The sequence below is a fragment of the Achromobacter sp. MYb9 genome (assembly GCF_002975275.1).
Classification (GTDB): Bacteria; Pseudomonadota; Gammaproteobacteria; order Burkholderiales; family Burkholderiaceae_B; genus Achromobacter.
The window spans coordinates 203,875-220,745 of record NZ_PCOQ01000001.1 but is presented as its reverse complement, the minus strand read 5'-3'; the positions used below and the strand labels follow the sequence as shown (position 1 = coordinate 220,745).

At 65.0% G+C, this 16,871-nt stretch carries 16 protein-coding genes; 11 read left to right on the top strand and 5 right to left on the bottom strand.

The features are described from left to right. The first annotated feature begins 172 nt into the window (after nt 1–172). Nucleotides 173–2,275, top strand: coding sequence for an ATP-dependent DNA helicase (locus CQ050_RS01045; RefSeq protein WP_105555006.1), 2,103 nt, complete (start codon nt 173–175; stop codon nt 2,273–2,275). Nucleotides 2,276–2,422: 147 nt separating this feature from the next. Here CQ050_RS01045 and CQ050_RS01040 read toward each other — a convergent pair whose 3' ends face one another. Then, a complete protein-coding gene (locus tag CQ050_RS01040; RefSeq protein WP_105555005.1) occupies nt 2,423–3,211 on the bottom strand; it encodes an outer membrane protein assembly factor BamD in 789 nt (262 codons plus the stop codon). A 107-nt stretch (nt 3,212–3,318) separates the two neighbouring features. Between CQ050_RS01040 and CQ050_RS01035 the strand changes: the two genes are divergently transcribed. The 10 genes from CQ050_RS01035 to CQ050_RS00990 all read left to right on the top strand — a co-directional run bounded on the left by CQ050_RS01035 (nt 3,319) and on the right by CQ050_RS00990 (nt 12,747). Continuing rightward, nucleotides 3,319–4,326, top strand: a complete 1,008-nt coding sequence (locus tag CQ050_RS01035; RefSeq protein ID WP_105555004.1) for an RluA family pseudouridine synthase — start codon at nt 3,319–3,321, stop codon at nt 4,324–4,326. Then, a complete protein-coding gene (gene pgeF / locus CQ050_RS01030) occupies nt 4,314–5,078 on the top strand; it encodes a peptidoglycan editing factor PgeF (RefSeq protein ID WP_105555003.1) in 765 nt (254 codons plus the stop codon). Before CQ050_RS01035 ends, pgeF begins: the two co-directional genes overlap by 13 nt. A gap of 123 nt (nt 5,079–5,201) precedes the next feature. Beyond that, complete coding sequence (gene phaC / locus CQ050_RS01025; protein WP_105555002.1) at nt 5,202–6,839, top strand: class I poly(R)-hydroxyalkanoic acid synthase; 1,638 nt, start codon at nt 5,202–5,204, stop codon at nt 6,837–6,839. A 77-nt stretch (nt 6,840–6,916) separates the two neighbouring features. Beyond that, nucleotides 6,917–7,654 carry an acetoacetyl-CoA reductase gene (gene phbB, locus CQ050_RS01020; protein ID WP_105555001.1) on the top strand — a complete coding sequence of 246 codons (738 nt, stop codon included), beginning with the start codon at nt 6,917–6,919 and terminating at the stop codon, nt 7,652–7,654. A 121-nt stretch (nt 7,655–7,775) separates the two neighbouring features. Further along, nucleotides 7,776–8,345, top strand: a complete 570-nt coding sequence (phaR, locus tag CQ050_RS01015) for a polyhydroxyalkanoate synthesis repressor PhaR (RefSeq protein ID WP_006222902.1) — start codon at nt 7,776–7,778, stop codon at nt 8,343–8,345. A gap of 245 nt (nt 8,346–8,590) precedes the next feature. After that, nucleotides 8,591–9,127 (top strand): iron transporter, encoded by a 537-nt coding sequence (locus CQ050_RS01010; protein ID WP_105555000.1) that lies wholly within the window; start codon nt 8,591–8,593, stop codon nt 9,125–9,127. 2 nt (nt 9,128–9,129) lie between these two features. Continuing rightward, nucleotides 9,130–9,483: a cupredoxin domain-containing protein gene (locus CQ050_RS01005; RefSeq protein WP_105554999.1), complete on the top strand. Its 354-nt coding sequence runs from the start codon at nt 9,130–9,132 to the stop codon at nt 9,481–9,483. A 13-nt stretch (nt 9,484–9,496) separates the two neighbouring features. Next, nucleotides 9,497–10,348 carry an FTR1 family protein gene (locus CQ050_RS01000; protein ID WP_105554998.1) on the top strand — a complete coding sequence of 284 codons (852 nt, stop codon included), beginning with the start codon at nt 9,497–9,499 and terminating at the stop codon, nt 10,346–10,348. Between the two features lie 39 nt (nt 10,349–10,387). Further along, complete coding sequence (locus CQ050_RS00995; protein ID WP_105554997.1) at nt 10,388–11,785, top strand: 4Fe-4S binding protein; 1,398 nt, start codon at nt 10,388–10,390, stop codon at nt 11,783–11,785. Between the two features lie 86 nt (nt 11,786–11,871). Continuing rightward, a complete protein-coding gene (locus CQ050_RS00990; protein WP_105555549.1) occupies nt 11,872–12,747 on the top strand; it encodes a PhzF family phenazine biosynthesis protein in 876 nt (291 codons plus the stop codon). A gap of 140 nt (nt 12,748–12,887) precedes the next feature. Here CQ050_RS00990 and CQ050_RS00985 read toward each other — a convergent pair whose 3' ends face one another. The 4 genes from CQ050_RS00985 to cphA form a co-directional block, all read right to left on the bottom strand. Then, entirely contained in the window at nt 12,888–13,226 is a 339-nt protein-coding gene (locus CQ050_RS00985; protein ID WP_105554996.1) for a BON domain-containing protein, read from the bottom strand. Nucleotides 13,227–13,322: 96 nt separating this feature from the next. Continuing rightward, on the bottom strand, nt 13,323–13,487 hold the full coding sequence (locus tag CQ050_RS00980; protein WP_006222909.1) for a DUF1328 domain-containing protein: 165 nt from the start codon (nt 13,485–13,487) through the stop codon (nt 13,323–13,325). A gap of 45 nt (nt 13,488–13,532) precedes the next feature. Further along, a complete protein-coding gene (locus CQ050_RS00975; RefSeq protein ID WP_008161759.1) occupies nt 13,533–13,733 on the bottom strand; it encodes a CsbD family protein in 201 nt (66 codons plus the stop codon). Between the two features lie 563 nt (nt 13,734–14,296). After that, nucleotides 14,297–16,867 (bottom strand): cyanophycin synthetase, encoded by a 2,571-nt coding sequence (gene cphA / locus CQ050_RS00970; protein WP_105554995.1) that lies wholly within the window; start codon nt 16,865–16,867, stop codon nt 14,297–14,299. Nucleotides 16,868–16,871: the final 4 nt, after the last annotated feature.

Here is a 16,871-nt window from a genome sequence, read left to right as displayed (position 1 = left end):
GCCATAAGCCACTGTTACAGAACGTGCCAACATGGACCGATCCGTCCCTGCGACCGCCGGAGACGGGCGCTGCAACGGGTATCATTTGGTCCTTTCCCACATCAGTGTCTGGCGGCCGAACCGTACGCGGTACCGGTTCACCATAGACGCCGACCGACACTAGGCTGCCGTAATGCTGGACCTGGATATTTCCGAATTTTTTGACGAGGACGGGCCTCTGGCCACGGCCATGCCCGGCTACAAGCCACGCCCTTCGCAGGTGGAGCTGTCGCAGGCCATCGGCGACGCCATCCAGGACCGCGCCACGCTGGTGGCGGAAGCGGGCACCGGTATCGGCAAGACCTGGGCCTATCTTGTACCCGCCTTCATCCAGGGCGGCAAGGTGCTGATCTCTACCGGCACCCGCACGCTTCAGGACCAGTTGTTCGCGCGCGATCTGCCGCGCGTGCGCGCCGCGCTGGCCGCGCCCGTGACGGCGGCGCTGCTCAAGGGCCGCGGCAATTACGTCTGCCACTATCACCTTGAACGCCTGCAGGGCGATGAGCGCGCGCTGAAATCGCGCACCGAGATCCAGCAACTGCGCCAGATCCAGGTCTTCGCGGGCATTACGAAGACGGGCGACCGCAGCGATCTCGCCCAGGTGCCCGAAGACGCCGACATCTGGCAACGCGTGACGTCCACGCGTGAGAACTGCCTGGGCCAGGAATGCCCGCGCATCCGCGACTGTTTCGTCGTCAAGGCACGCCGCCAGGCCCAGGAGGCCGACGTGGTGGTGGTCAACCACGCGCTTTTCATGGCCGACCTGGTGCTGCGCGAAGAGGGCGTGACCGACCTGTTGCCAGAAGCCGATACGGTCATCTTCGACGAAGCCCATCAATTGCCCGACACCGCCACCCGCTTCCTGGGCAGCAGCGTGTCCACGCACCAACTGATGGACTTCGGCCGCGCGCTGGAAGTCGCGGGCCTGGCGTACGCGCGCGAAGCCGCCAAATGGAGCGACGTCAGTCGCCATCTGGAAACCGCCGCGCGCGAATTGCGGCTGGTCTGTGCGCCGCTGGACCGGATGCCGGGCCGCAAAGCCACGTTCGACGCCATCCCCAACCCCGAGGAATTCGACGAGGCGCTGGCCGCCCTGCGAGAGGCCGTGGATACGGCCACCAAAGCCTTGGGCGCGGTGGCCGAGAAACACCCCGACCTGATGGCTGCTGCACGCAGCGGCGCTGAAATCTCCGTGCGCCTCAAACGCTGGGCCACGCCGGGCCGCGCCGATGCCGGCATGGCCGATGAAGGCTGGGGGCGCGACGACCAATCGCCCGACGCCACCGCCGCCGCCGACTTGGGCGACGGCCCCGCCACGCCGGCTTCCATCCTGGAAGGCGTGGCCGCCGCGGCCGTCCAATGGACGGGGCCCGCGGTGCGTTGGGTCGAACACGGTCAGCACCACGTGCGGCTGCACTCGGCGCCGCTATCGGTGGCCCAGGCGTTCTCCAAATACCGCAAGCCGGGCCAGGCCTGGATCATGACGTCGGCCACGCTGTCGGTGAACGGCGAGTTCACGCACTTCACCAGCCAGTTGGGGCTTTCCAGCGCCCGCACCGGCAAGTGGGAATCGCCGTTCAACTACCCCGAGCAGGCGCTGCTTTTCGTGCCGCGCGGCATGCCCGAACCGCAATCGCCCCAGTTCCTGGACCGTTTCGTCCAGACGCTGTTGCCCCTGCTTGAAGCCAGCCCCGGCGGCACGCTGGTGCTGTGCACGACGCTGCGCGCGGTCGACAAGGTCGCGACCTTGCTGGCCGACGCCTTCGACGACGCCGGGCACGACTGGCCGCTGCTTAAACAGGGCGAGGGCACGCGCCGCGACCTGTTGGACCGTTTTTGCAAGCTCAAGCATCCGGTGCTGGTGGGCAGCGCCAGTTTCTGGGAAGGTATTGACCTGCCCGGCGACGTGCTGACCCTGGTCGCCATCGACAAACTGCCGTTCGCGCCGCCCGACGACCCCGTCATCGAAGCGCGCTTGCGCGCGTGCCGGGCCGAGGGGGGCAATCCGTTTTCGGAATACCAGTTGCCCGAGGCCGCGATCTCGCTCAAGCAGGGCGCGGGCCGTCTGATCCGTACCGAGTCGGATTGGGGCGTGCTGATGGTGGGAGATGCGCGCCTGGTCGAAAAGCCATACGGCAAGCGCCTTTGGCGCGGCCTGCCGCCTTTCGCGCGGACGCGCGAACTGGAGGAGGTGCTGGCGTTCTATCGGCGCAAGCAGGAAGGCGGGGACGCGTAGCGCCGCAGGGATAACGGCTCCGGCGGCCCCGTGGCCCCGGCGGACAAAAAGAAAGCCCCTCGATCGAGGGGCTTTGCTTTTTCCCATGCGGCGAGATTGCGCTGGCTGGCCAATCAAACGCGCACTGGCCAGCCGGACACGGACCCATCAATCAAACGGGTTCCACCAGCTGCGGTCGGCCGTCAGACCCTTGCTCTTGAAGTCGCTGTTGGGGAAGTTCTTGTCGTAGACGCGTTGCGCGTCGTTCTTCAGTTCCGTCATGCCAAGCTTGTCGTAGGACTCGACCATCAGGTAGAGCGCCTCTTCGGTGGCGGGGGCGCCTTCGAAGTCGGTGATCACGGTTTGTGCGCGGTTGGCCGCTGCCACGTAGGCGCCGCGCTCGTAGTAATAGCGGGCAACGTGGACTTCGTTCATGGCGATGGTGTTGACCAGCCATGCCACGCGCTTTTCGGCGTCCACCGTGTACTTGCTGTCCGGGTAGCGCTTGATCAGTTCATTGAACGCGTCATAAGACGCCCGCAGCCCCTTGGGGTCGCGCTCGGCGGGATCCTGGCCGGTGATGTTGCTCATGAAGGCGCTGGCCGGCGTGAAGTTGATCAGGCCCTTCAGGTACAGGGCGTAATCGGTGCCGGGGTGGTTGGGATACAGCTGCTGGAAGCGGTCGATCGCGGCCAGGGCCTGTTCGTTTTCGCCGTCTTTCCAGTTGACGTAGGCCAGTTCAAGCAGGGCTTGCTGGGCGTAGACGCCGAAGGGGTAGCGGCTTTCGATGGCGGTCAGGCGTTCGCGTGCTTCCTTCCAGCCTCCGGAGGACATTTCGGCCTTGGCGTCGGCGTAGAGCTGTTCGGCGCTCCAGTTGGTGGTCTTGTCGTATTTGCTGTTGGTCGAGCCGCAACCGGCGATGACGATGACGGCAAATAGCGCGATAACCACGCGCAAAACCGGCCCGCTTCGGGATGCGGGGTTCGAGGGAGCTGCGGAGTGGTGAATCACGAGAATCGTATCCTTGGTGTTAGCATGGCAGGCTGATTATATGATTTGTCTCCATGTCTGATACAGCCGCCGGCACAGATCTCGTTTCCGACGATGAACTTCTGGGCCTTTCCGACGAAACCCCCAGTGGAAACCGGGGCGAACCGCAACTTGTAACCGTGCCTTCCACCGTGAAGGCCGACCGGCTGGACAAGGTGCTGGCCGGCTTGTTGCCCGACCATTCGCGCAGCCGCCTGCAAGGCTGGATCGAAGCCGGCAACGTGCACGTCAACGGCGCGCCCGGCAAGATCCGTCAGACGGTCGGTCCGGGCGACGAGTTGCAAGTCTGGGCCCAGCCGGCGCCCGATGCGCGCGCCTTCACCCCTGAACCCGTTGAATTCGTCGTCGTGGCCGAAAGCCCCGAATGGATCGTGGTGAACAAGCCCGCTGGCCTGGTCACGCATCCCGGCGCGGGCAACTGGAGCGGCACGCTGCTCAACGGCTTGCTGTACCGCTTTCCGGAATTGGCGTCCGTCGCGCGTGCCGGCATCGTTCACAGACTGGACAAGGACACCTCTGGCCTGATGGTGGTCGCCCGCAATGAGCGCGCCCAGACGCACCTGGTGCGCCAGTTGCAGGCGCGCAGCATGGGCCGCGAATATGTGGCGCTGGCGCATGGCTGGATCGCCGGCGCCGGCCGTGTCGAACGCGCCATTGGCCGCGATGCCCGCGTGCCGATCCGCATGAGCGTCGAACGCCCGGTGGCGCCCAAGCCCGCCATTACCAATTACGCGCCCGCCCGCCGTGGCCAGGTGGATCCCGGCGGTCGTGTCACCGAAGTGGTGTGCCGCCTGGAAACGGGCCGCACCCACCAGATCCGCGTCCACATGGCCAGCCTGGGCCATCCGCTGCTGGCCGACACGATCTACGGCGGCAAGAACATCGCAGGCGCGCAGCGCCAGATGCTGCATGCCCGCGCCCTGCATTTCGATGACCCGGGCGGTAGTGGCGAAGTCCAGTTCGCCGCCGCGCTGCCCGAGGACATGACCCAGGTCCAGGAAAACATCGCATGGAACGCGTGATCGCCAGCCTGCCTGTCGTAACGGGCCCGGAATGGGCCGGCGTGAGCTATTTCTGCACCACGCGCGCAGGCGGCGCGGGCGTGGCGCCGCACGACACCCTGAACCTGGGGCGCCGGGCGGGCGACGATCCGGACACGGTGGCCGAGAACCGGCGCCGGGTGCGCGCCGCGGTGCCGGCCGACCCGCTGTGGCTGCGCCAGGTGCACGGCAGCGACGTCGTGGACGCCGATGCGCAGGATGTGCCGGACGAACCGGCGGTGGATGCCAGCGTCACGTCGCAACCGGGCCGCGTGCTGGCCGTCATGGTGGCGGACTGCCTGCCGGTCGTCATCGCCGACGCCGATGGCAAGGTGCTGGGCGCGGCGCATGCCGGCTGGCGCGGCTTGTCGGGTGGCGTGCTCGAGCATACGCTGGCGGCCATGCGCGCCAAGGTGCCCGCGGCCACTGGCTGGCGCGCCTGGGTCGGCCCCGGCATCGGCCCGCGGGTTTTCGAAGTGGGCCAGGACGTGCTTGACGCCTTCACCCATGATGATCCCGCTACCGCCCGCTATTTCACGCCGCGTCCGGGCCTCTCGGGAAAGTGGCTGGCAGACCTCGCCGGATTGGCCGATTTCCGCCTGCGCCGTGCCGGAGTACAAGAGGTGTCCTTGAGCGGGATGTGCACCGTGACCGACTCGGAACGCTTCTTTTCGTACCGGCGCGATGGTGAAACCGGACGCATGGCGCTGCTGGCCTGGCTCCACCCGGATTGATCTTGCGCAAGGGCTGCGCGCGGGCTTGTCGCCCGCCCCGGCGGCCTCCTTGTATACCCGCATTGACAGTCCAGGACCCGGAATGCAACATCAATCGAGAAGTCTCGATAACAAGGTGTCGAAGTGAATGCCAATCTCTCCGCCGCAGGGCCCATACCGGTGAGCGTGGCACCGGAAATCCTGGCCGACATTCAGGCCGAATTCTCTCGCGAGTGGCAGCGCCTTTGTGACGACGCCCGACGCGGCGCGCTTGCGCCCTTGGCCGACCGCCGTTTCGCAGGCGATGCCTGGGCCGCCAACGGTTCGCATCTGCTGCTGGCGCACACCTATTTGCTGTCGGCCCGCGCCATGCAACGCATGGTCGACGCGGCCCAGGTCAGCGAGCCCATGCGCGAGCGCCTGCGCTTTTCCATCATGCAGTGGGTCGATGCGCTGTCCCCATCGAACTTCCTGGCGCTGAATCCGGACGCCCAGCAATCCATCGTGGAAAGCGCGGGACGCGCCTTGAACGAAGGGTTGGCCAACCTGCTGGGCGACGTCAAGAAAGGCCGCATCACCCAGACCGACGAATCGCAGTTCGAGATCGGCCGCAACGTGGCGGTGACGCCCGGCGAAGTGGTGTTCGAGAACACGCTGTTCCAACTGATCCAGTACGCGCCGTCGACGGCCACGGTGCACGAATTGCCGTTGGTGATCGTGCCGCCGAACATCAACAAGTTCTACATCCTGGACTTGCAGCCCGAAAATTCCTTCGTGCGCCATGCGGTCGAGCAGGGCTATACGGTGTTCCTGGTTTCGTGGCGCAATCCCGTCGCCAGCGATACCGATGGCGTGGACCGCGCCACCTGGTCCGACTATCTGGACGACGCGGTGCTGCAGGCGCTGCGCGTGGCCAGCGACATCACCAAGCAGCCCAAGGTCAATGGCCTGGGTTTCTGCGTGGGCGGCACGATGCTAGCGTCGGCGCTGGCGTTGGCCGAGGCCCGCGGCGAACAGCCCGTGGCGTCGCTGACGCTGCTGACGTCGCTGCTGGATTTCCACGACACCGGCATCCTGAAAGTCTTCGTCGACGAAGCCCATGCGCTGCTGCGCGACCACCAACTGGGTAACGGCGGGCTGATGCCCGGGCGCGACCTGGCCACCACGTTCTCGTTCCTGCGGCCCAACGAGCTGGTCTGGAACTATGTGGTGGGCAACTACCTGAAGGGCCAGAAGCCGCCCGCGTTCGATCTGCTGTTCTGGAATGGCGACAGCACCAATCTGCCCGGGCCGTTCTTCTCCTGGTACTTCCGCAATACCTACCTTGAGAACAATTTGAAAGTGCCGGGCCGCGCGCAAGCCGCCGGCCTGCCGCTGGACCTGACGCGCCTGACGATGCCGGCGTATATATTCGGTTCACGCGAAGACCACATCGTGCCTTGGGTGTCGGCCTATGCCTCCACGCAGTTGCTGCGCGGCCCGCAACGCTTCGTGCTGGGGGCCTCGGGCCACATCGCCGGCGTGGTGAATCCGCCCGCCAAGAAGCGCCGCAGCTACTGGGTGGCGGACAAGCTGGGGCACGCGGGGCACGACATGCCCGGCGACCCCAACGCCTGGTTCGCGCAGGCCACTGAAAACGCGGGCAGCTGGTGGCCCGACTGGACGCAATGGCTGTCGGGACACGCGGGCAAGCAGGTCAAGGCGCGTACAAAATTAGGCAATGCCAAGTACCGGCCGATCGAGCCGGCGCCTGGCAGGTATGTAAAGGTCAGGGCTGCCTGAAGCCGCCATGCGCGGTTCACCCAGGCCAATAAGAAAGTTAATCAACGAGGCGTCCGTCGCACACAGGAGGAAGTCCAATGAGCGGAAAACTGGCTTACGTAACAGGCGGGATGGGCGGTATCGGCACCTCTATTTGCCAGCGCTTGGCCAAGGATGGCTTTCGCGTGGTGGCAGGTTGCGGCCCAAGCCGCAATTACCAGCAATGGCTGGATGAGCAGGCAGCGCAGGGCTACACGTTCTATGCCTCGGTGGGCAACGTGTCCGACTGGGAATCAACGGTAGCGGCCTTTGAGCGGGTCACGGCCGACATGGGTCCGGTCGATGTGCTGGTCAATAATGCGGGCATCACGCGCGACGGTCTGTTCCGCAAAATGACCGCGGACGATTGGCGCGCGGTCATCGATACCAACTTGAACAGTCTGTTCAATGTGACCAAGCAGGTCATCGAAGGCATGGTCGAGCGTCAGTGGGGCCGGATCATCAACATCAGCTCGGTGAACGGGCAGAAGGGCCAGTTCGGCCAAACGAACTACTCCACGGCGAAGGCGGGCATTCACGGCTTCACCATGGCGCTGGCTCAGGAAGTCGCCAGCAAGGGCGTCACGGTCAACACGATTTCGCCGGGCTACATCGGCACGGACATGGTTCGCGCCATCCGTCCCGAAGTGCTCGAGAAGATCGTGGCCACCATTCCGGTTCGCCGTCTGGGAACACCCGAGGAAATCGCGTCCATGACCTCGTGGCTGGCCTCGGATGAATCGGGCTTTTCGACCGGCGCGGATTTCTCGCTCAACGGCGGCCTGCACATGGGCTAATGTTGGGCAGCGGGCCGCCATCGGGCGGCTCCAGGCGTCGGAAGGCCTCGGGGACAGGGCCTTCCGGCATTACACTCCACCTTATTCGAAGTCTTAGAGATCGCCCGATCCGGGGACACACATGACGCAAGCACAAACCGGCGCCAGCCTGCGCCTGATTAAAAAATACCCCAACCGTCGCCTATACGACACCCGGACCAGCACCTACATCACTCTGGCAGATGTCAAGCAACTGGTCCTGGCCAACGAAGAGTTCCAGGTGGTCGACGCCAAAAGCGGCGAAGACCTGACGCGCAGCATCCTTCTGCAAATCATCCTGGAAGAGGAAAGCGGCGGCATGCCGATGTTCTCGTCGAACATGCTGTCGCAGATCATCCGTTTCTACGGCCACGCCATGCAGGGCATCATGGGTTCTTACCTTGAGAAGAACATCCAGGCCTTCATGGAAATCCAGACCCGCATGGCCGAGCAGTCCAAAGGGCTGTACGGCAGCCAGTTCGGGCCCGAAGCCTGGACCCAGTTCATGAATGTGCAGACTCCGATGCTGCAGAACATGATGAATAACTACATCGACCAGAGCAAGAACCTGTTCGTGCAGATGCAGGACCAGATGCAGGACCAGACGCGCGCGATGTTCTCGACGTTCCCGTTCACGCCCGGCAGCACGCCGCCGGGTTCGGGCCGCAAGTAATCACCGCTGCAAGCGGGTGGGCCGAGGCCCTTTCCCGTTGATCCAGAAGCCGGTAGGGCGTTAGCCTGACCGGCTTTTTTGTTGCCCGCGCCGGCCCTGCCGCCCTTTGACTGAACGCAATAATCCGCCCCTTTTTGGCCCTTGAGGTTCAGGGATATGTCAGTTTTTTTGGTTACATTAATGAAAACGGTTCTTGTTTAGTTTTATCGGAACCGCCATTCATTTGTGTCTCGAGGATTTTGCACATGATCAAGAAAGCCTTGGCGCTGGCCATCGTCGCTCTGAGCGTATCCGCCGCGCAAGCGGCCGAATACCCCATCGGCAAGCCGGTTGAGAAGGGCGGCATGGAAGTCGGCGCGGTCTATCTGCAGCCGATCGAAATGGACCCGCCCGGGATGATGCGTCCCGCCAAGGATTCCGACGTCCACCTTGAGGCCGATATCCACGCCACCGCGGGCAACAAGACCGGTTTCCCCGAAGGCGAATGGGTGCCCTACCTGGTCGTGAATTTCGAGATCCAGAAGGTCGGTAGCCAGAACGTGCAGAAGGGCACCTTCATGCCCATGGTCGCCAACGACGGCCCGCACTATGGCGACAACGTCAAGCTGGAAGGCCCGGGCAAGTACAAGCTGAAGTATTCGATTTTGCCGCCGTCCGAAAACAAGATGGCTCACTTCGGCCGCCACGTCGACAAGGAAACCGGCGTGGGCCCGTGGTTCGAACCGTTCGAGCTGGAGTACGAATTCGTCTACGCCGGCACCGGCAAGAAAGGCGGATATTGATCGTGCGCCGCCTGCATCGCGTTGCTGCCGCCGTGCTGATCGGCCTGGCCGTATTTGCCGGCATGGCGCCCGCGCAGGCGGACGAACTGCCGACGTTCACGCTGCGGTTCAAGCCGGACGGCACCTTCGAGCCGGCGACGCTTGAAGTGCCCGCCGGCCGTTTCAAGATCGAGCTCATCAACGAGAGCAACGAGCCGGTGGAATTCGAGAGCATTCCGCTGCGCAAGGAAAAAGTGCTGGGCCCGGGGGTGAAATCGTTCGTGGTGATCACCATTTCCCGTCCCGGCGAGTATCCCTTCTTTGATGACTTTCACCAGAGCGTGAAAGGCACCCTGGTCGTCAAGCCCAAGGAATAAGCGGTAGCAATACATGGAACAGGTCCTTTTTATCGTCTGGCGTGAAAGCGTCGAAGCCATGCTGGTGGTGGGCATTTTGTACACCTGGCTGCGCTCCACGCCCGAAGGCAAGCGCGGGCTGAACTATCTGTGGGGCGGCGTAGCGGCCGGTCTGGGGCTGGCCGTCGCGCTGGCGCTGGTGCTGCTGGGCGTGTCGTCCTGGCTGAGCGACGAGGGCCAGGAATGGTTCCAGGCCATCATGTCGCTGGCGGCGTGCGCGCTGGTCGTGCAGATGGTCGTGTGGATGAAGAAGCACGGCCGCACGCTGAAAGGCGAATTGGAAAGCGGGGCGCGCAGTTCCGTGGCCAACGACAATTGGTGGGGGCTGTTCGTGCTGGTGGCCATCGCCGTGGCGCGTGAAGGCAGCGAAACCGTGGTGTTCCTGTACGGCACCGTGTCGGCGGGCGAAGGCGGCAGCGACATGCTGATGCTGGCGCTGGCTGGCGTCGCCGGCTTCGCGGTGGCCTTGCTGACGTTCTGGCTGCTGCAGTTGGGCGGCAAGCTGATTACCTGGCGCCGCTTTTTCCGCGTCACCGAAATCCTGCTGCTGCTGTTGGCGGGTTCGCTGCTGGTGGGCGGCCTGGACCACTTGATTTCGCTGGACGTGCTGCCGACCATCGTCGACCCGGTCTGGGACAGCTCATGGCTCTTGAGCGACAGCACCGGTTTTGGCAAGGTCCTGGCCGACTTCGCCGGCTACCGCGCGCTGCCGGCACTGATCTCGGTCTTGCTGTGGGTGGCTTATTGGATCGTGGTCTGGGCGCTGCTGCGCTGGGTGGGCAATAAGTCCGCCCGCGCCCCGGTGGCCGCCCAGCGCGCATCCTGATTCCGACGTGATGCCGGACTGAACAATGAAGGTGTGAACATGGCTGCTGTACTCGGGAGGGTGACCTCCCGGATCGCCGATTTCCTCCGTGACCATGCCCCGCTGTTGCGCAAGCTGCAGTGGGGCATTGTCGCGTTGTACGCGTTTCTTCTGATCGTGCCCGCGATCCTGCCTTTGCCCGACAACACGGCATCGGTCTTCAACAACCTGACGATCGTCGCGCAGTTTGCCTTCTGGGGCGTCTGGTGGCCGTTCGTGCTGATCTCGATGCCTATCCTGGGCCGCGCCTGGTGTGGCTGGCTCTGTCCCGAAGGCATGCTGACCGAATGGGCCAGCGAGCGCGGGCAGGGCCGTGCGATTCCCAAATGGATGCGCTGGGGCGGCTGGCCGTTCGTGGCCTTCGCGCTGACGACGGTCTACGGCCAGTTGGTCAGCGTGTACCAGTATCCGCTGGCGGTGCTGGCCGTGCTTGGCGGGTCCACCGTCGCCGCCATGATCGTCGGCTGGCGCTATGGCCGCAGCAAGCGGGTGTGGTGCAAGTACCTGTGTCCCGTCAACGGCGTGTTCAACCTGCTGGCCAAGCTGGCGCCGTGGCACTTCAAGGTCGACGAAGAGAAGTGGCGCCATCCGGTCATCCGGATCGAACCCATCAACTGCGCGCCGTTGGTGCCGCTGCGCCACATGAAGGGCGCGGGCGATTGCCACGTCTGCGGGCGTTGCAGCGGCTATCGCGGCGCGATCGCACTGACTCCGCGTTCGCCCGAAGAAGAGATCGTGCACGTCGCGGACGGCGACGCATGGCAGACCGCATTGCTGTGCTTCGGGCTGATGGGCATCGCGATCGGCGCGTTCCTCTGGAGCGCCAGCCCCTGGTACGTGACCGCCAAGCAATGGGCCGCCACCTGGCTGGTGGAACACGACATCATGTGGCCGTTGATGGACAACGCGCCCTGGTTCATCCTGACGCACTATCCGGACGTGAACGACAGCTTCTCGTGGCTGGACGGCGCGGGCATCTTGCTGTTCGTCGTCGGCGCCACGGTCATCGTTGGCGGCGCAAGCTTCCTGTCGCTGTGGATCGCCGACCGCCTGGCGCCGGCCGCGGAGCAGCCGGGCGCGCCCGTCACGCGCTGGATCCGTCCCGGCGTGCACAAGCTGGCCCAGGGCCTGATCCCGTCGGCTGGCATCGGCGTGTTCCTGGGCCTGTCCGCCACCACGATCAACCTGCTCAAGCACGAGGGCGTGCAAGCCGCCTGGGCCGGCCCGGTGCGCTTCACCTTGCTGACCCTGGCGGTGTTGTGGACCTTGCGCCTGTTCGCGCGTTTGCTGACGCAGCGTCAATCCCAAGGATGGCGCAAGGCCGCCGCCTGGCTCGTGCTGGCGGCGGGACTGGCGCCGTTCTGCATGGCCTGGGTGTTTTTCTTTGCGATCTGGTAAGAACGGCTTGATGGTCCGACGCGGGGCGCTGCGATACATTGGAAGCCCCGCCGGACCGGCCGGCTGCCTTTTTCCAGACGTTTTTCATGACTTCCTACGCGTTTCGCCTGCTTAACGTTTTCGCGTCCACCACTTTCAGCGGCAACCAGCTTTGCGTGTTTGAAGACGCGCGCGGCATGGACGACGCCACCATGCTGAACCTGGCGGCGCAGTTCAACCTTTCCGAAACCACCTTCATTCTGCCGTCGGACCGCGCGGATGCGCGCGTGCGCATCTTCACGCCCGGCTACGAAATGAAGTTCGCCGGGCATCCCACCATCGGCACCTCGCAAGTGGTGCGCGACCTGCGCAAAACCGGCGACGCGCTGACGCTTGAGTTCAAAGCCGGGGTGGTGCCGGTACAAGCCCGGGGGGATGCCTGGACCTTCACGGCGCCATGCCCCGATGGCGTGCGCACGGCGCCACCCGAACTGGACCGCGCCGAGATCGCCGGCCTGGTCGGCCTGGATGCCGATGACCTGTTGGGCGAGCCAATCTGGGTGGATACCGGCGCGGACCAATTGCTGGTGCCGCTGGCTAGCGTCGAGGCCGTGCGCCGCGCGGCGCCCGACGCCTCGAAACTGCACCGCTGGCAGACCAGCAGCCTGGGCCGCAAGACGCTGTATGTGTTCGCCTTCGATGAAGGCCGCCGCGTGCAGGATGCGCGCCAGGTGGTGGTGGCCCGCTACTTCTTTGCCAAGGCGGGAGGCGGCGTGGACGAGGATGCGGGCACGGGGTCGGCTTGCGCCAACCTGGGCGGCTGGCTGGTCCACAATCAACGTCCGCTGCCGGCCAGCATCCTGGTCGAGCAGGGCGATCAGATGGGCCGGCCCTGCCGGTTGCTGTTGGACGTGCTGGCCGATGGCCGCATCCAGGTGGGCGGCCGCGCGCTCGAGATCGGCCGGGGGTCGATCACCCTCTAAGGCTTGCGTGCCGAACACATGCGTGCCGAACCGGAGCCGGCGCGCCGATTCGGCACTCCGAAGCCCAAAACGAAAGCGGCGCCTGTGTCGTACACAGGCGCCGCTGGCTCTCTAGGCCTCAGTCGGAAACGATGCCGGCCTTACCGCTTGTTCTTGGCGGGGTCGACCTTGATGTTGTTCATGACCTGCTTGACGCCTTCCACGCCGCGCGTCACGGTGGCGGCGTGATCGGCCTCGGCCGACGTGCCCACCGTGCCGGTCAGCGTGGCGACGCCATTGTTGGTCTCGACCGCGATGTCCAGGGCGCTCAGTTGCTTGTCGGCGACGAAGGCGGCCTTGATTTTCGTGGTCACGGTTGCATCGGAGGCATATTCGCCCACGGACTGCTTGGGCTTGCCGTCATCGGCCGCAAAAGCCATGGAAGTGAAGACAGCGCCTGTTCCCAGTGCGGCGGCGGCGATCAGCTTGCGAATTTCCATAGTTCCTCCTTGAAACTCAGTGTTCGGGGCGCCGTCCAGGGACGACGCGGTCGTGCAGGACTCTTTCGGGTTACGCGTTCTATCTATCAACGTGTCCTATTTTTTCCGTAGGGCGCCGCTCAGGATGGACAAGAGCGCCAGCACCAGGAATACGAAGAACAGGACCTTGGCGATACCCGCGGCGCCGGCGGCAATGCCACCGAAGCCGAGAACCGCCGCGATGATCGCGATAACGAAGAAAACAACGGCGTAGTGCAACATGTCAGCTTCTCCAGTAGATTCGACCGATCAAGGCGGTGGGCGGATTCAGGGATTGCGGTCGAAGAAATCCCGGACTTCCTTTTGCGCTTCTTCCTTGGTCTTGCCGTAACGCTCCTGGATCAAGCCAGCGAGGCGTTCGGCGTTGCCTTCGGTACGGGTCAACTCGTCGTCGGTGAGTTCACCCCAGGCCGCTTTGGCCTTGCCGGTCAGTTGCTTCCACTTGCCGGCGATGATGTCGTTATTCATGGTGACCTCTCTCTATCTGCGTGCGACACAAGGCTTATGGCCTATAAGTCCTGCAATCGCGGTTGAGTTGGACACTGATCAGCTAGCCTTTACCGTACGAGCCCCACAACGGGCCTGTCAAACGTGGCTGTGGACAAATGTAACGGGGCAAAGCGCAAGATCCTGGCCATTCTCCGACGGGCGGGCAGCGCAGCCGTACTAGATCGGGCAGTTACATTCTTGCAATGTTTTGTCCCCTTTTGATCGGGGCTGGTAACGGGAGGTGCGGCGTCCACGTGGCCTTGCTGCGCTGGCTGTCGCGGACGCGCCCCGGTATAGTCGTGGCGGAAGCCGCTGCGCGGTTCATCAACTAGGAAGGGAGAGGGCACGCATGACGCAACGACTTTGCAGCGCTATTTTGCTGACGCTGGCCGCCATGGCGGCGGTGGGGTGCACCCACGTAACGGACAAGTACCAGGCGACAGCGCCCGTCGAGGCGTCCCGCGGCTGACGCCGGCGGGCAAGAAAACGGGGCGCCCAGGCGCCCCGTTTGCATGACCGCAACGGCCAGGGATGCCGCAGGATCAGCCCTCGGCGATGCGACGGGCGATGTGGTCCAGCGCCGCTTCCACCTGGTCAACCAGGATCAGGCACAGGTCACCGGCCGCCAAGCGTCCCAGCGCCGTATCGATCGCCAGGAACTCGCCGTGGATCTCTTCGATGTGCGTCGTGCGCGGCGCGCCGACCAGGCCTTCCTGCAGCAGCGCCAGCACTTCCCCGTCGGCGCGGCCACGTTGGCATTGGTCTTGATACAGCAGCACGTCGTCGAACGCGGCGCCCAGGATCTCGGTTTGCATGCGGATGTCTTCATCGCGGCGGTCGCCCGCCCCGCTGATGACGACCGAGCGGCGCTTGGCGGGCATGGCATCCACGGCGCGCACCAGTGCAAGGATCGCGTCGGGATTGTGGCCGTAGTCCGCGATCACCGTGGCGCCGCGGTGGTCGAACACATTGAAGCGTCCGGGCGCGGTCTGGGCATCATTGACGAAGGTGACCAGGCCGCGGCGGATGATGTCCCAGTCCAGATTCAGCGCCCAGGCGGCGGCGATGGATGCCATGGCGTTTTCGACCTGGAACGTGATTGTGCCGTTGCGCGTGAGGGGGATGTCGCGTAGCGCCAGGCGGACCTCGTCCGCGCCTTGCGCCGCGACGATGTCATCGCCGTCGCGGTAGACTGAACGCAGGCCCTGCGCGCGATGGGTGGCCAGCACGGGATGGTTGCGGTCTTCGGCGAAGTAGGTGATTGAACCCGGGCAGCTCGCGGCCATGTCGGCCACGATGGGGTCGGCGGCGTTCAGTACCGCGGTGCCTGACGGGTGCACGTGTTGCACGATCACGCGCTTGACCACGGCCAGGTCTTCCACCGTGCTGATGTAGCCCAGGCCCAGGTGATCGCCCATGCCGATGTTGGTGACGATGGCCACGTTGCAGCGGTCGAAAGCCAGGCCTTCGCGCAGGATGCCGCCACGTGCCGTTTCGAACACCGCGGCATCCACGTCGGGGTGCATGAGCACGCTGCGGGCGCTGCGCGGGCCGCTGCAGTCGCCGGTGTCGATGCGCAGGTTCTCCACGTAGACGCCATCGGAATTCGTCATGCCGACGCGGTTGCCGGCCGCGCCCAGCAGATGGGCGGTCAGGCGCACGGTGGTGGTCTTGCCATTGGTGCCGGCCACGGCCACGACCGGAATGCGGCCGTCGTCGCCATCGGCGTACATGTTGGCGATGATGGCGTCGCCCACCGCGCGGCCCTTGCCGAACGACGGGTTCAAGTGCATGCGCAGGCCGGGCGCGGCGTTCACTTCCACGACGCCGCCATGTTGCTCTTCCAGCGGGTATTGCACGCTCTCGGCCACGACGTCCACCCCGCAGATGTCCAGCCCGATCATGCGGGCCGCCGACACGGCGCGCGCCGCCATTTCGGGATGCACCTCGTCGGTCACGTCGGTGGCCGAACCGCCGGTGCTGAGATTGGCGTTGTTGCGCAGGAAGATCAGGGTGCCCGGGGGTGGCACGGAATCGGCGTCGAAACCCTGCTTTTTCAGCGTTGCCAAGGCGATGTCGTCAAACCGGATCTTGGTCAGCGACGTCGCGTGGCCATCGCCGCGCAAGGGGTCGGCGTTGACCTGTTCGACCAGCTGCCGGATGGTGTGCTGGCCGTCGCCCGTGACTTGGGGCGGATCGCGGCGCGATGCCGCGACCAGTGCGCCGCCCACCACCAGCAGGCGGAAATCGTGGCCGGGGATGTAGCGTTCGACAATCACTTCCGAGCTGATCTCTTCGGCCACTTCGAACGCCTGGATCACGCGCTCGCGCGTTTCGATGTTCACGGCCACGCCGCGCCCCTGGCTGCCGTCGCGCGGCTTGACGACCACGGGGCCGTCCAGCTCCTGCGCGGCGGCCCAGGCTTCCTCGGCCGATGTCACGGAGCGGCCCATCGGCACCGGCACGCCGGCGGCGTCCAGCAGCATCTTGGTCAGGTCCTTGTCCTGCGCGATCGATTCGGAGATGGCGCTGGTCCGGTCGGTTTCGGCGGCCTGGATGCGGCGTTGCTTGCTGCCCCAGCCGAACTGCACCATGCTGCCCTGGGTCAGGCGGCGGTAGGGAATGTTGCGGGCAACGGCGGCGTTCACGATGGAACCCGTGCTGGGTCCCAGGCGCACGTCTTCGTCCAGTTCCCGCAGGCGCTTGAGCGCATCGGCGAAGTCGAACGGGGTGTCGTCCAGCGCGGCGCGGACCAGCGCTTGCGCCAGCTCCATCGCCAGCTTGCCGACTTCCTCTTCGCTGTATTCAACCACTACCTGGAACACGCCGGGTTCGATCGTGGAGGAGGTGCGGCCGAAGGTGACGGGGCAGCCGGCGTGCGCCTGCATCGTCAGCGCGACGATCTGCAAGACGTGGGCGATCGAGACGGCATCTTGATGGCCCTCGGGGCGCATCAGGCCGATCTGCGGCAGCCGCGCGCGCAGGCGGGCTTCGAACTCGGGCAGGTTGTCGATGGAGCACTCGGCGTCGGCGCAGGAAACGATGGCCTCGATCGCGGTGTTCTTGCTCCACAGATTAGGGCCGCGCAGAGCTCGGATACGGGAAACTTCCATGGCA

Bases quoted from the DNA above. Each gene is read 5' to 3' on its own strand.
- CQ050_RS01045 (WP_105555006.1), top strand. From the start codon at position 173: ATGCTGGACCTGGATATTTCCGAATTTTTTGACGAGGACGGGCCTCTG.
- CQ050_RS01035 (WP_105555004.1), top strand. From the start codon at position 3,319: ATGTCTGATACAGCCGCCGGCACAGATCTCGTTTCCGACGATGAACTT.
- pgeF (WP_105555003.1), top strand. From the start codon at position 4,314: ATGGAACGCGTGATCGCCAGCCTGCCTGTCGTAACGGGCCCGGAATGG.
- phbB (WP_105555001.1), top strand. From the start codon at position 6,917: ATGAGCGGAAAACTGGCTTACGTAACAGGCGGGATGGGCGGTATCGGC.
- phaR (WP_006222902.1), top strand. From the start codon at position 7,776: ATGACGCAAGCACAAACCGGCGCCAGCCTGCGCCTGATTAAAAAATAC.
- CQ050_RS01010 (WP_105555000.1), top strand. From the start codon at position 8,591: ATGATCAAGAAAGCCTTGGCGCTGGCCATCGTCGCTCTGAGCGTATCC.
- CQ050_RS01000 (WP_105554998.1), top strand. From the start codon at position 9,497: ATGGAACAGGTCCTTTTTATCGTCTGGCGTGAAAGCGTCGAAGCCATG.
- CQ050_RS00995 (WP_105554997.1), top strand. From the start codon at position 10,388: ATGGCTGCTGTACTCGGGAGGGTGACCTCCCGGATCGCCGATTTCCTC.
- CQ050_RS00990 (WP_105555549.1), top strand. From the start codon at position 11,872: ATGACTTCCTACGCGTTTCGCCTGCTTAACGTTTTCGCGTCCACCACT.
- CQ050_RS00985 (WP_105554996.1), bottom strand. From the start codon at position 13,226: ATGGAAATTCGCAAGCTGATCGCCGCCGCCGCACTGGGAACAGGCGCT.
- CQ050_RS00980 (WP_006222909.1), bottom strand. From the start codon at position 13,487: ATGTTGCACTACGCCGTTGTTTTCTTCGTTATCGCGATCATCGCGGCG.
- CQ050_RS00975 (WP_008161759.1), bottom strand. From the start codon at position 13,733: ATGAATAACGACATCATCGCCGGCAAGTGGAAGCAACTGACCGGCAAG.
- cphA (WP_105554995.1), bottom strand. From the start codon at position 16,867: ATGGAAGTTTCCCGTATCCGAGCTCTGCGCGGCCCTAATCTGTGGAGC.